This window comes from Streptococcus sp. 27098_8_186 (assembly GCF_041432055.1).
Classification (GTDB): Bacteria; Bacillota; Bacilli; order Lactobacillales; family Streptococcaceae; genus Streptococcus; species Streptococcus dentalis.
In genome coordinates this window covers 100,450-114,480 of record NZ_JAPVYV010000002.1, presented here as the reverse complement: position 1 = coordinate 114,480, position 14,031 = coordinate 100,450, and the positions used below count along the sequence as shown (strand labels likewise).

Annotated in this window: 15 protein-coding genes; 3 read left to right on the top strand and 12 right to left on the bottom strand. The window is 41.7% G+C overall.

Features of this window, described 5'->3' with window-relative positions:
- Window positions 1-8: 8 nt before the first annotated feature.
- Entirely contained in the window at window positions 9-866 is an 858-nt protein-coding gene (locus tag O3602_RS03320) for an alpha/beta hydrolase (protein ID WP_371611142.1), read from the bottom strand.
- Window positions 853-2,145 (bottom strand): PTS transporter subunit EIIC, encoded by a 1,293-nt coding sequence (locus tag O3602_RS03315; protein WP_371611141.1) that lies wholly within the window; start codon window positions 2,143-2,145, stop codon window positions 853-855. Before O3602_RS03315 ends, O3602_RS03320 begins: the two co-directional genes overlap by 14 nt.
- Window positions 2,146-2,463: 318 nt before the next feature.
- Between O3602_RS03315 and O3602_RS03310 the strand changes: the two genes are divergently transcribed.
- On the top strand, window positions 2,464-3,858 hold the full coding sequence (locus tag O3602_RS03310; RefSeq protein WP_003011573.1) for an MFS transporter: 1,395 nt from the start codon (window positions 2,464-2,466) through the stop codon (window positions 3,856-3,858).
- A 39-nt stretch (window positions 3,859-3,897) separates the two neighbouring features.
- On the opposite strand, the gene O3602_RS03305 is transcribed toward O3602_RS03310, so the two are convergent.
- Window positions 3,898-4,749: a VOC family protein gene (locus O3602_RS03305; RefSeq protein WP_003012132.1), complete on the bottom strand. Its 852-nt coding sequence runs from the start codon at window positions 4,747-4,749 to the stop codon at window positions 3,898-3,900.
- A 178-nt stretch (window positions 4,750-4,927) separates the two neighbouring features.
- On the opposite strand from O3602_RS03305, the gene O3602_RS03300 reads away from it, so the two are divergent.
- The gene (locus O3602_RS03300) at window positions 4,928-5,623 is read left to right on the top strand and encodes a VIT family protein (RefSeq protein ID WP_003012100.1); all 696 of its coding nucleotides are present in this window, start codon (window positions 4,928-4,930) and stop codon (window positions 5,621-5,623) included.
- A gap of 53 nt (window positions 5,624-5,676) precedes the next feature.
- Here O3602_RS03300 and O3602_RS03295 read toward each other — a convergent pair whose 3' ends face one another.
- From O3602_RS03295 to O3602_RS03255, 9 genes are all read right to left on the bottom strand, one after another.
- Window positions 5,677-6,279, bottom strand: a complete 603-nt coding sequence (locus tag O3602_RS03295) for a nitroreductase family protein (RefSeq protein WP_003011752.1) — start codon at window positions 6,277-6,279, stop codon at window positions 5,677-5,679.
- Between the two features lie 315 nt (window positions 6,280-6,594).
- The gene (locus O3602_RS03290; protein WP_003011732.1) at window positions 6,595-7,617 is read right to left on the bottom strand and encodes an Rpn family recombination-promoting nuclease/putative transposase; all 1,023 of its coding nucleotides are present in this window, start codon (window positions 7,615-7,617) and stop codon (window positions 6,595-6,597) included.
- A gap of 249 nt (window positions 7,618-7,866) precedes the next feature.
- Entirely contained in the window at window positions 7,867-8,790 is a 924-nt protein-coding gene (locus O3602_RS03285; RefSeq protein ID WP_013903259.1) for an L-lactate dehydrogenase, read from the bottom strand.
- Between the two features lie 153 nt (window positions 8,791-8,943).
- The gene (locus O3602_RS03280; RefSeq protein WP_371611140.1) at window positions 8,944-9,819 is read right to left on the bottom strand and encodes an Rpn family recombination-promoting nuclease/putative transposase; all 876 of its coding nucleotides are present in this window, start codon (window positions 9,817-9,819) and stop codon (window positions 8,944-8,946) included.
- Window positions 9,820-9,901: 82 nt separating this feature from the next.
- Complete coding sequence (locus tag O3602_RS03275; protein WP_371611139.1) at window positions 9,902-11,632, bottom strand: DUF2075 domain-containing protein; 1,731 nt, start codon at window positions 11,630-11,632, stop codon at window positions 9,902-9,904.
- Entirely contained in the window at window positions 11,629-11,967 is a 339-nt protein-coding gene (locus tag O3602_RS03270; protein ID WP_003006111.1) for a nucleotide pyrophosphohydrolase, read from the bottom strand. Before O3602_RS03270 ends, O3602_RS03275 begins: the two co-directional genes overlap by 4 nt.
- A gap of 126 nt (window positions 11,968-12,093) precedes the next feature.
- A complete protein-coding gene (locus tag O3602_RS03265) occupies window positions 12,094-12,459 on the bottom strand; it encodes a TIGR02328 family protein (RefSeq protein WP_371611138.1) in 366 nt (121 codons plus the stop codon).
- Window positions 12,460-12,837, bottom strand: coding sequence for a YbgA family protein (locus O3602_RS03260; protein WP_247913872.1), 378 nt, complete (start codon window positions 12,835-12,837; stop codon window positions 12,460-12,462).
- A 107-nt stretch (window positions 12,838-12,944) separates the two neighbouring features.
- Window positions 12,945-13,202, bottom strand: a complete 258-nt coding sequence (locus O3602_RS03255; RefSeq protein WP_003006102.1) for a SemiSWEET family transporter — start codon at window positions 13,200-13,202, stop codon at window positions 12,945-12,947.
- A gap of 287 nt (window positions 13,203-13,489) precedes the next feature.
- Here O3602_RS03255 and O3602_RS03250 point away from each other — a divergent pair, with 287 nt between their 5' ends.
- Window positions 13,490-13,753, top strand: a complete 264-nt coding sequence (locus O3602_RS03250; protein ID WP_003012241.1) for a SemiSWEET family transporter — start codon at window positions 13,490-13,492, stop codon at window positions 13,751-13,753.
- Window positions 13,754-14,031: the final 278 nt, after the last annotated feature.

Genomic DNA, 14,031 nt, shown 5'->3' with positions numbered 1-14,031 from the left:
CTTCACACTTAGTTTACTTTATTCGGTTTGGTTCGACGATCCGTTTTACTTTCAATATGCTCTTTCACCAAGGCAACCACCTCATCATTGGTTGGAAGGTCCGAGTGCTGGGCATCTTCCCCCGTCACCGTAATCTCCGTATAGCTAGCTGCCTGGTTTTGGTAGATATATTTCCCAGCGGAAACACTGGCGTCCGGAACCAACTCATCTGAATCATAGGTAATAGTCCCTGCTACTGAATACATATGAAGGGTTGTGGGGATAGCTTTTCTGGCCTTGATAAAATCGGCCAACATCTCAGATTTATTTTTGATATTGGTCTCCGTGAAATTGTAGGGAGTTCCGATGGTCATAAGGGTCTTGAGATCCACATCATAATCCCCTAGATAATTTTCAATAAAGGCTGTATAAATCAAGCCACCGTTGGAATGACCCAAGCCCTTAAAATTATTAAAATTATATTTTTCTTGAAGGGCTTCGAAGGCTTGATTAAATAGTTTGGCTTGCTTTTTAATGTTACTATAGCCATCTTTGTTGTTTTCAAAACCAACCACAATTACTGGTTCATTGTCCTTGGCATCAATACTTCCACTATAGGTGATATGCCCATCATTCCAAACTTTAACCTTGAGCAGACTGTGTTTGGTTCCTTGGCGGTCTTGGTTGAGCTTGGTCACCAAGCCATCAAAGCGGTTCTCTGTCGCAGAGCTTCCCGGGATCATGATGATGGGAGACAATTTTGAATTATAAAATTTCTCAATTTTTGAAACATTGGTCCGAGTCCAGCTATAAGAAGGAATGGCTAAAGCGATTAAGAAAAGACTGACCAAAGTAAGGACGATCTCTGTTTTTTTAGATGGCTTCATCGCTTTCTCCTTTCACTTTTAAATCTTTTCGGATACGATTTCCCATACGGACAAATGGTAGATAAAGGAGCACATCGACGGCAAAACAAAGTATACTGACAGCTAAGGCTCTCAGACTTCCTCCCGTTCCAATAAAAGCATAGAGAAGGCTAGGAGTCCCATCTGGCACCGGATAGACAGCTGCTGGCATCAGCTTGAAGCACAAAGCTACAGCTGCTATTCCCATATTCACCAAAGGGATCAATAAGAAGGGAATCACATATAGGAGGTTGAGAAGGACCGGTATTCCTACCATGAAAGAAGCCCCATTGTTAAAGAGACTTGGAAACAGACTGAGGAGGCTGACTTTCTTGTCCTTTTCACTTCGTGAAACCAGCAGGATCGCTACCAATAAGGCTAGGACGGCGCCGACACCAGCCACCAGACCAAAACTGCGGTACAAATTGGTCAAGGTATAGAGATGAGGAATGCCTGTCGTTGAATGATGGGTCACAGCGTAGGTCAGATTTTCCAAGGCAAAGCTATCATCCGCAATTGAGTTCAAGGCAAAGGCTTGACTATTACCAAACCAAGCAGATAGTCCACTAAATAGTCCCATGACAAAGGTGGACAGGAGATGATGACTGCTTACAGTTAGAGAAGCCAAGAACTGTCGGATAGTCTGAAAAATATTAAATTGATTTCCAAGAACCAAAAGAAGATTGAGGCTGACCCCTAGAACTAAGGACAAGAAAATGGGACGCACCGTCTTGGGTTGATAGATGAAATCCTTGTCCACAATCTGGTCGTCACTGGCCTTGGATAGACGAAAGATCTGCCCAATTAGATAGCCTAAAAAAATCGCTAAGACGATATTGGTCGTCGCGGGTAAGTTGATACGCGTCAGTTGCCCGTCATGGAGCGGTCCCACCAACAATTCCTGAGACCCTACAATCAAGCTGACCAAAAGAGCGGTGACACCTGCTGTCCCTGTACTTCTACCATAGTGCCCAGCTGTATATTTTCCAGCGAAGTAGGTCACTAAAGGCCCAGCTAGACCTCCTAAAAAATTGGAAAAATTAATGAGGACTTGACTAATGGCCTGATCCCATGGCAACCAGCTATCCATCGAAAAGAGCTGATGGATATAGCCTCGATCGGAGAAGACCGATAGAGCGATCACCCGAATGATTCCTGAAAATAGAAAAAAAGGAAATAAGGAAACCAGGGTTTTCTGGGAAATTTGAATCAAACTTTTTTCTCGTAACCAGAAAAACTTCTGGACTAAATACTTGGTCATGAGGCCTCCTGTTCGAGTTGATTGACTTATTCACGTTTACTTTTCTATTATTATACCATACTGGCGAGCCTTTCCTTTCGTTTGGAGAAGCATCGTCTTTTGAGAATGCTGTTAATATTTTCAAAACTTTTCAAAAACTCTTTGACAGGGGTCTTCATTTCCTCTATACTATTTGTTAGCTAACAAAACGATGGATCAGGTTACCGTTGGTCTTGCTATGCTACCTGACGGAAAATCAGATCGTTACAATGGATTGTCAACTGATTATTTACACCATAGTCCATCTCTTTAGGAAGATCTAGGAGGAATCAGACACCTATGTCACAAGATAAAATTTCAGCCAAGGTCCTGTTTGCAATCTTTGCGACGGGGATCCTTTCTTTTTGCGGGGTTGCTGGAGAAACTGCCATGAATATCACCTTCCCAATATTGATGAAGGAATTTGAAATCAATACCGCAACCGTTCAGTGGGTCACCACCATCTATCTTCTAGTAGTTGCCTGTGTGGTCCCCTTATCTGCCTACCTCAAGCGCTCTTTCAAAATGAAGTCCATCTTTTTAGTTGGAAATCTCCTATCTGTTTTAGGTGTTCTCATTGACTTCCTAGCTCCAAGTTTTGGCTTTGTGGTCTTGGGTCGATTGGTCCAAGGAATGGGGGTTGGTTTTGCCCTTCCTCTGATGTTTAATATCATTTTAGAGCAGGTCCCAAAACGCAAGATCGGTCTCATGATGGGAGTGGGTACCCTGATTACAGCTATCGCTCCCGCCATTGGGCCTACTGTCGGTGGTCTCTTGACAGCTAACTTCGGTTGGCGGTCCATCTTTTTGGTTCAATTCCCGATCCTTCTAGCTTCGCTAGTTGCAGGACTTCGCTCCATTGAACAAATCAGTACAGTCAAACGAGAAACCCTTGATATCATGAGCCTTCTCGCTATTATTGCTTCATTTTTAGGCTTGATTTTATGGATTCACGGCCTATCTGACCATACTTTCTTTAGTTTTTCTGTCCTTGGTTGGCTGGTGATTGGGGCTTTGGGACTGGTTCTCTTAGTCTGGCGGTCCAATCAGTTAGAGACTCCCATTATCAACCTTGCCATCTTAAAGAACCATCTCCTCACTGGCCATGTTCTTGCCTTTTTCACTTTCCAATTAGGATCTCTGGCCATGAGTTTCCTCTTGCCCAATTATGACCAATTAGTCAACCACTCGAGCACCACGCTTGCAGCCTTGATGCTACTTCCAGGAGCCATCATTGGAGCAGGTTTTGCTCCTTTCTCCGGTCTCATTCTAGATAAACTAGGCGCCCGCAAACCAATTCTCCTTGGAGCTGGTTTGATTCTTCTGGCTCATTTCTTCTTCACACTCTTTGGCTTGAAGTTATCAAATGTCTTGATTCTTGTCTTTTACATGATCTTCATGACCGGTATGGGGCTGGCCTTCGGCAATATCATGACCAACGGACAAAAACAACTCTCTCTAGAAGAGCAACCTGATGCGAACGCGATCTTTAACACCCTGCAACAATTTGCAGGCGCTGTCGGAACAACCCTGGCTTCGCTGATTGTTGCCATGAGCCAAGCTAATCAAAAGATGGACTTCACCCAAGCCACTGCTAAAGGAAGTCGCAACGGTTTCATGGTCCTATTTGCCTTAGGCATCTTCCAACTTCTTCTCTTATTTTGGGTTGTGGGAAAAGAAAATGAAACGAACTAATTTATCTCATCAAAAACAGCAAGATTTGCTGTTTTTTTATTATCCTTTTCTGACCCGTGTGACAATGCCATCAGGATCCTCAAAGGTAAAATCATTAGAGCTCAACCATTTGACAGGAGCCCCATAGGCTTTTGCCCTCTCTGCGATGGTAACTAGGCCTTCCTTGTTTGCCACTTCAACGACGTAATAGGCAAGGCCAGGCATATCTTTTTCACGCTTGGCTAAAGCTTTTCCACCCCATTCATTGACAGCTAGGTGATGGTGGTAGTCTCCTGAAGCAATCCAGCTGGCAGATGGAATCGTGAACTTATTAGATAGGTCCAAAACGGCTTGGTAAAAAGTTGTTGCTAGCTGGCTATCCTTGACCGATAAGTGGATATGCCCCATGCGGGTATCTGGCGCAATGACAAAAGGCTCTACCTTTCGGCCCATGTCATAAATTTCTTGTGCTGAGAGTTCCTCTGTCACCCCAATGATGCGGCCATCTTCCCGAATATCCCAGTCGGCAACAGGTTTATCTCTATAGAGTTCGATGCCATTTCCTTCTGGATCTTCCAGATAAAGAGCTTCACTATAGCCGTGGTCTGCTGCCCCAATAAACGGATAATTCAATTCCGCAATGTGTTTAAACACATCTGCTAGGTCCTCGCGAGACGGCAACAAAATGGCCATGTGGTAAAGGCCATAACTGGACTGAACCGCTTCTTTACGATTAGTTTGAATCAGATGCACTAAGTCTTTTCCCCCTGCCCCCAAAATAACTTCGGTTTCCGTTTGGGTTCGGATTTCAAGTCCTATAATCTGTGTATAAAAGGCCGTCTGACGAGCTAAATCCTTAACATTTAGCACTGCTTCTGCGAGGTAAATCTCACTATTATATGCGTAAACCATTTTCTCCCCCCTATGTTGTAACAATATATATTACATTATATCCTATTTAGGTGTAATGTCAAACATTACACCTATAATTTCCATTAAATTGTCGAACTTTTATCATTTGAGTTAAAATCCTTGCTTTCTTTTTGTATTTTATTTATAATCATTCTAAATAAGATGAAGGAGATATTGTATGACTGAAATGAAACATGGAGTAGATGAATCATTTAACGACCGCTTGAATATCTTGAGAGCCGCTGTTCTCGGGGCCAATGATGGGATTATTTCTATAGCTGGGGTGGTGATCGGGGTAGCCAGTGCCACACCAAACATCTGGATCATTTTTCTTTCTGGCTTATCGGCGATTTTGGCAGGTGCTTTCTCGATGGCGGGCGGTGAGTATGTCTCTGTTTCCACACAAAAAGACACGGAAGAAGCCGCTGTGAACCGCGAACAAGCCTTGTTGGATCGCGATCCAAAGTTAGCGAGAGAATCTCTCTACCACGCTTATCTTCAAAATGGAGAATGCGAAACTTCCGCAAAGATTTTGACAGAACGGGCCTTTCTGAAACATCCCCTCAAAGCCCTGGTCGAAGAGAAATATGGTATCGAATATGAGGAGTTTACCAATCCTTGGCATGCTGCTGCATCTAGCTTTCTTGCTTTTTCGGTTGGTTCCCTTCCTCCAATGCTCTCTATTATTCTCTTTCCAACTGCCTATCGCATCCCGGTGACGGTCTTCGTTGTTGGACTATCCTTGATCTTCACTGGCTATACCAGTGCAAAACTGGGAAAAGCACCAACCAAGCCAGCCATGCTTCGCAACCTCATCATTGGCCTTCTCACCATGGGTGTGACATACTTCTTCGGACAACTCTTTAGTATCTAAAAAGCTGAGACTTCTGTCTCAGCTTTTTTAGATAAATGATTCAAACTAATGGATTAGTTATTTCCGAAGACTTTAAAACGTCCTTCTGTTTGGATGTCCTTATCTCCTGCTGGTGCGACGATTTGACCAAACGGTGCTTGGGCACGAAGCTTCCAGTTAGCTGGAATGTCATATTTTTCAGCTAATTGAGCATCGACAAGTGGATTGTAGTGTTGCACATTCATACCGATATTTTTCTCAGCTAAAGCCAACCATGTAGCATAAAGAGCGATTCCGTGACCTTGTTCTGACCAAATTGGGAAGTTTTCTGCATAAAGCGGGAATTGCTCTTGAAGGCCTTTCACCACATCTTGGTCTTCATAGAAGAGAATGGTTCCCTTAGCCTGGGCAAAACCTGCCAAACGTTCTTTTGTTCCTTCAAAGGCTTCTGCAGGTGTTACTTTTTCAAGCTCTGAATAAGCAATCTCATTCCAGAAGGCATCTGATTCTTTATCCAACAAAATCACCACACGTGATGTTTGTGAATTAAAAGCTGTTGGTGTTTCAAGAGCTGCCCCTTGGATAGTATCAACTAATTCTTGATTTGAAAGTTCCACATCTTTTCCTAATGCATAGATAGAACGGCGTTTTGCTTGTAAATCTGTAAAGTTTGTCATGATAAGACCCTCTCTTGTTGTAAGATTATTTGTTACAATAGCTATTATACATGATCGTAATGTAATGTCAAGGATTACAACTCGGATTTTTTAAACTTTTATTCCATTTCACTAAAGATGGGCCAAGAGGAGTGAGAAAAAAAGGTTGGATAAAAGTTTCCAACCTTCAATAAATCATAACCGTATAAATCTTTAGAGGATCAAGATCCAAGAATAACGAACTCCTGACGATCTTTACAATCCATTTTAGAACTACTTTTTTCTAAGCAAGATAATTCTCAAAGTTTCTTTGTTCCTCAAATTCTGTTCGCGCTACTACTCCTCGTTAGACGAATCAGTAGCCAACATTTTTTTGATGGATTCGCGGGATAAATCTGTCATTTCAGCAATCATCTCGATACTCATCCCCTTCAAAGATAGTTTTTGAATCAGAGACTGCTGACCAGCTTGAACTCCCAGCTCCATGCCTTCTTGTCTACCTTGTTCCAATCCCTGTTCGAGACCACGCTCGAGACCTTGTTCAAGACCTTGTTCGAGGCCCTGTTCAAGACCTTTTTTCAACCCTTTCTGAAAACCGGCTTCCAGTTGTTCTTTCCGAAAGGTATCCATGCTCATCTCCCAATTTTCTCTGATACGAATCCGTTCATCAATCATTTCTTTTTCCTCCCTTGTCCAATTTGATGGGATCAGGAGTGATTCTGCCTGCTCGATCACTTGATCTGGTTGATGACTGAATGGTCGATTGCCAAAAAATTCAAGCCATTGTCTCCAGTGAGCATTCAACTCCGTATCTCTACTTTCATTATACTTATCCAACTCTAAAAAGGCAACCTTTAACATATTGTGCGCTACTCCATCCTTTCGAGAGCTATAAAGAGGTGTCCCATCTACCGTATGGCGCATTTCATAGACATTGACGGGTGAATCTAAATGAGGAAAAATACTTCGCTCCAGGATAGCGATCCCATAGACCGGCTCCAGCTCCTGGTACATAGAATGGGTCGCTCCTTTCTTTCGCTTGCGTTGGACATTATCTACCAGTTGATTGGCTAAATAATAGTGGAAACGATTCAAGAAATACTCTTGCTTCAAAACTTGAATCTCAATGATCACTTCAAGCCCGCTATCTAGTCTTGCTCTCACATCGACGGATGTCTCAAAAGGAAGATCTCCTAAAAACCCCTGCTCATGGATCTGGTCTCCTTCTAAAATCTCAACGGACTCTACTGGCAGATCCAATACTTCGCGGATGAATTTGGCTGTCACATCCGGCAGACTAAAAATCTTTTTCGCCATTAAATCCAAGGTGGGCGATACATACTCGTGTCGTTTTTTCATAGCAACCTCCAATGATTTCGTGTAGGGAGTCCCCTCACTTATACCATTCGAAAAAATTGCAGAAAAAGAGGCTGGGACAAAAGTCCTAGCCTCTCAATTATTTTTGGATTGTCGAGCAAGACGCAGTGGTTGAGTGGGCTCTACTACGCTGATTTCATCAGCTTTTACAGCCCTACTCAACTGTGCGGAGGTGGGACGACGAAATCAAATTCTAACGAATTACCGATTTCTGTCCCACTCTCTTTGCTTTTATGCATGCTCTAATCCTTTTCGTGTATTTTCTTTGATAGTTTCGGCTGAATGGAGCAATTTTTCTTTTTCTTCTTCTGTCAAATGCAAGTCCAATCGTTCAAGAATTCCTTTTCGACCTACAATTGCTGGGTAGCCAAGATAGGTTCCATATTCTGGACGATAGTTAGACACTGGCATTTCCTCGTGGCTATCATTGATCACAGCTTCTGCCAAGCGTTGGGCTGCCGCAGCAATCCCAAAATTGGTATAGAATTTGCCAAAGAAGACCGTGTGGCCACCGCGCAAGGACTCGTAGTTGATGGCGTCAAGCTCTTCTTGAGAGAAGAGATCGGTAATAGCATGTCCTTTGACACGGACCTGACTCCAAGCGACAAATTGAGAATTTCCATGCTCACCAAGATTGTAGCCTGATACACTAGCAGGAGAAACCTGCAAACGATCAGCGACTGCACGCTTCATTCGAGCTGTGTCCAGTAAGGTCCCTGTCCCAATCACCTGCTCTTTTGGAAGGCCGGTATATTGTTGATAGAGTTGAGTTACAGCATCGACCGGATTGGTCACGACCAATAAGACCCCACTAAAGCCAGAAGCCTTCAGATCACGCGCCACTTGCACTACTTGCTTGCTAGTAAAAGGAAGCTCCGCAAAACGGTCATCTGTGTTATTAGCCTGCAACTCGATATTTCCAAGAGTCGACACCACGACATCCGCATCTTTTAAAGCCGCGTAGTCATTGACCGTGATATGCACCGGATACCCCGTATTGGCAACCGTATCACAAAAATCCAAGGCATCTGCCTTGACCTTTTTCTCATTGGTATCAATCAAGACCAAGTGATCACAGGTGTGTTTCAAAATCATGCTGTGGGCCAAGGTCGCACCCACATGCCCCAAACCAATAATACCAATTTTTCTTGTCATCAGAATCCTCTTTTCTAGTATCGATCACACTGTTGGTGAGGATAACTCTTTGTTGACTCTATTCTACCACAATTCTAGAAAGGCGGATTGAAAAAATGGGAAAATTTTCAAGTTTTTTCAAAAAAGAAAAGAGGCACTGCCTCTTTTAACGACTCAGGAAAGAAGAGTCTCAATCTCTTCAAGCGACAAACCTGTCATCTCTGATATCAGATCAGGTGTCATTCCTCGTGAGATCATCTCGCATACCAACTGTTTACGACCTTGTACCAAACCTTCTTCACGCGCTTCGTCTATCGCCGTCTCCAGGGTCATATCATAATTTTCTTGAATACGAATACGCTCGTCTATCATGGTCTTCTCCTCCTTGGTCCAGCTAGATGAATCCAGTAATGAATCTGCATGGGCTACTGCCTGACTGGGAGCTTTTGTGAAGGGAAGATTCCCAAAAAACTCTAGCCACTGTCTGCCTGCATCTGTCAGGTTCTCATCTTTATTATACTTGTCTAGCTCTAAAAAGGCAACCTGCAGAAGATTTTGGTGCTTGCCATTTTTATAATAAGCCTTGAGTTGCTTGCCAGACCGGCTATTGGTCAGCCAGTATTTATTGATGGCGGCCTCTTCGTCTAGTAAGAGCGACTTCTCCAAAATGGCAATTCCATAGACGGGCTCCATCTGCTCGTACATCTTATGAGTCTGGCCTTGCTGGCGCAGTTTTTGCACATTCTCCACCAGCTGATTGGCCAAATAGTAATGGAACCGATTCAAGAAATACTGCTGCTTGCGAATCTGGATCTCGATGATCACCTCGGTTCCATCATGGAGCTTGGCTCTCACATCCACCGCAGTGGAGAACAAGTCATCCTCCTCATAGGCCATGCTGTGTGGCTGGCTTCCTTCCACTATCTGAGCGTCCGCCACATCCAGCTCCAAAATGTCCCGAATAAATGCTGCCGTCACCTCCGGCAAACTAAAAATCTTCTTGGCCATGATATCCAAGGTCGGCGATACATGCGCGTGTCTTTTCTGCATCCCTGCTCCTTTTCGATAAAAAATAGAGGGAAGGTCCCTCTACTTCTATTATTCGAAAAAAATTTGGGAAATAGGAAGCATCTTATTTTGTCGCATTTTTTAAAGCTTGTTGAAGTTCTTCATCAACCGCATAGACGTATAGCCCGTTAACTCCACGGGTTAACAAAACATTTAACTCATTTCGCAATAATGTTTCTCCGTAATTAATCATTTCACCTGATTCAAGTTTTCTGTTTTGAACAGCACTTTTATTTTTGCTTTCACTTATATCAAAAATAATTTTCCCGTCTCTATATTTGACAGATGGGCCAATGATAACTCCCACATAATTTAGATCAAATCCCTGAACGGTAAATGTTGAGCCAATTTCATGAATCGTTTGAGACTGCTCTATCCAGGATAAATGTTTAGATTCTTTTTCTTTTGCAAGTTGTCTGTTCCACGGACAAGACCAGTCTCCGATACGGACACACCAATAGTCAGAATCCTTCGGTTTTGATTGACTACTATATTCCCAATCATAGGTTGCTGTTAAGCGTGAAATCCCTAAACTCTGATTATCATTTTTTTCCTTGATTGCACTTTGAAGTTCTTCAGGAGAATCAAAAACTCTAATATCATAATCATTATCAATTGGAACCTCATTTACAACTCCAACATCAATCAGGTTCCTTATCCACTCAACTGTTTCTTTAGTTGCATGGATACGCATTTGGTTATGTAGCGTAATGAGATTTCCTTTTAAATTGGCTTCATGTTCCAATTTCAAGAAAGCATCATCTGTCCATATTTGGGATTTGTTCATGATCTGATTTTCATCATAAACTAACACGACCACTTTAGATTTAGCGAGTAAATCATTTAAATGATTCCCGCCTAAATAGGCTTGATTTTTTGCAGTCAATAATAAATGACCTTCATCAACCACTACAATTCCAGCATCAGTTTTTTCTTTTTTCAGAGCATTTAAAAATTGAGTTGGTTTCATCACAACATTAATATTTGATCCACTCTTCCATTCCAATTTTTTCTCAATTTCTTGGTAAACACTGAGTTGATCATCATGATTCACAACCAAATTGATATCATTGTTCTCACGAATCATTTGAGTATCTTCAGAATTCAACAAATCATCGATGAGGGAACTCATCAAAACCGTTTTCCCTGCACCAGCATCACCCTTTACTAAAATTAGAACTCCTGTTTCATTTTTACTAATGACAGATGTAATTTTGAGCAATATTTCATTTTTGGCCTTCACTTGTTCATCTGTTAACTTGTGAAATGGAGAGGATTTAAATATCGCTGAATTTCGAATAAAACTTTCTGCTGGGAATAAATAATGGTTTTTCCGATTTAGGGTTCTCCATATCTTTGAGAAAATCTCGTCTAACTCTTCGGAAGTATAATATTGGTTTTGAGGATTTCCTCTTCTATTCTGAACCCTTTCAACTTGGTCAACACTTGATAAGTAAAGCATTAACCTATTCTCAATATCCAAGGTCAAAGATTTATTGAAATGGTTGTGTCCAATAACAAACATTTTAGAGGTTTTAGATTGTTCAAATTGTCGCCAATCTTCTCGGTCTTTCTTTATATCATCTGATAGGTGCTGATTTGTTCTACGAATGATATCTGTTGTTTCTCCGACATAAACACTATACTTGTTTTTATTCTCATCGTTTACGATGTATACAGTTGGATAATCAAAGATAAGCTTAGAATGTTTCGGAGCAATCGTTTCTTTTAATTGATCAAATGTTCGATTTGAATAATCGATTTCTATAACTACGGGTGATTGAATATTGCTCATTTTTTCTCCAAGTCCGTATATTTTTTATTATTTCCCTTGCTTAATTCTACAGGATATTTTTTTGCATTTATATCAATTTTCTCTTTTATAATTTCTTCTACATCCAGATTCAAATTATCTGCTAACATGAAAGAATACATAAAAACATCCGCAAGTTCTTCTTTGATTTCTTTTAATGACTTTTCAACTACTTCCTCTGATTGTTTCCACTGAAATAGTTCCAACAATTCGCTCGCTTCTAGTGAAATCGAAATGGCTAAATCTTTTTCATTATGAAACTTTCTCCAGTCACGTTCATCTCTAAATTGATTAATTAAGTCGATTAATTCTTTCATCCGTCTATCCTTTTCCTGTACATAATCTCCTATTATTATAGCATGTTTGGGAAAGAAATTAACGCTTTCAAAGCATTTTGTTGGGATTTGGCGCAAAAAAACGAACCTGGTCTGGTTCGTTTATTCTTAATCTAGTTGAATCCCTTTTTCTGCTAGGTTATCCAGGCATTCTTGGAGGTAAGTGTCCTGATGCTCGGGATAGATGGGGATGCTCAAGGCTTCCTCTTCCAGTTCTGAATAAGCTGGGCAGGTCTTGCCTCGGTAGGTTGATTCCCACCACTCTGGGCTAACCTTGTAGCCACGAGCCGTCATCTCCTCCATAATCAGGCAGTGATAAGCATAGAGGCGATAGGGTGAGTAGTCAAAGACATAGTTGACCGTCGCGTGCTTCTTGCCCCAGCCATTGCCTCGAAGGGCGCAGCATTCCCGATGTTGGCCCAGGAGTTGGGGACGAGGGAGTTTGGGAATCAAGTCTTGGTGCCAGAGTCTCATCTATTGACCTCCTAGTAGCGTCGAGTCTTGTAAGTAGCGATTCGGGTAGCGCTCAAGGAGAGTCTGGATTCCCTTGATGAGATCCTCTTGGCTAGCTTGGCCATGCTGGTATTTCTCAAGTAGCAGCATAAAGTCCGCCTTTTCCTCTGCAGTCGCCTGCTTTTTGAAATAGCCCCAGATATGCTGAAAGGCATTGGAGACCTGGCCACGATTTTCTGGCAAGGCCAGCGCTTGCTGGATCAGGTCCTCGACGTGGCTGACCTCCACCTGGTCTCGCTTGAGGTATTCCCGGATTTCCTTGTAGATATTACTCGAACGACTGAGCACCAGGTATTTATTTTTCGCCCATAGGACTTGACAGTGATGTTTTTGATCCACTCTTGTCTCCTTTTGATCTTCTCTATGAATAGTCCTCCCATTATACCATGGAAATGAGTGAAGTCATAAAAAAAGAAGCCAGACTTTTGTCCAGCTTTTTTAATTAATTACAAGGCTGTGATCGCTGTGATCAAACCAAAGATGATCCCTGGTGCATTAGCTGCAGCAAGTGGAATATCGCGTTCTTTTTTGAAGAGTCCGTAGTAAACCCAAAGGCTACAGTTGATGGCTGCGACAAGGGGTTGAACAAAGTTCCCTTTGTGACCTGCAAGGTTATCCATGATTTGTGGGAAGTAAGACACATACATCATAACAGACATAAAGGTCGCAACCCAACCAAGAATTTTCATTTGTTTTTCATTCATTTTGAAACTACCATTTCCTTTTCTTTCTTTAAAGTATGCACTATTCTACCTTTTGTCCTTTACAAATTCAAGTCTTTTTTTCAAATGTTACCGAACTGTAAAGTGTCACAATCTTGTGATTTTGCAGGAAGATGGATTTCTTTTCGAGAGAGTCTTCTCTCTAGTTGCCATTTTTTGACACATTGTCTAATTTTGTGCGAATGTAATCATTTTCATCTTGCATAGCATGCAAATTAATTGCATTTTCTTCCTACTTATGCTATTTTAATACACAGAGGTAAAATTTTATGAATAAACAAAAAATCAACCAAATCGTTGGCTCGATCGGTGCCTTTATTGGGATTATCGTTTTCATTGCCTACATCCCACAAATTATTGCTAATTTACAGGGAAATAAGGCCCAACCTTTCCAACCCTTGTCAGCTGCTATTTCTTGCTTGATCTGGGTCATTTATGGTTGGACAAAGGAACCTAAAAAAGACTGGATTTTGATCATTCCGAATTCGGCAGGTGTCATCCTAGGGGGATTGACTTTCCTTACATCACTTTAATAGAAAGTGAACAAAGACTGAACTCTACGGGTTCAGTCTTTTTTGTGTATCCCTTTGAAAAACAAAAACAATCGCAGTCGGTTTTCGTACAAAAAAGCCCGCTATGAGCAAGCTAAAAAAATTGACAATTCTTTTCTTTGAATAACCTATGCTGGATTATTGTGCAAAAATATCCAAATAATATCTGATTATTATTAGAGTATATTGAAACTTTCCGCTGTGAGAAAAGTGCCTGAAACATAATTGTTTCAGGCACTCGGGAGTTTTGGAACCTTAGG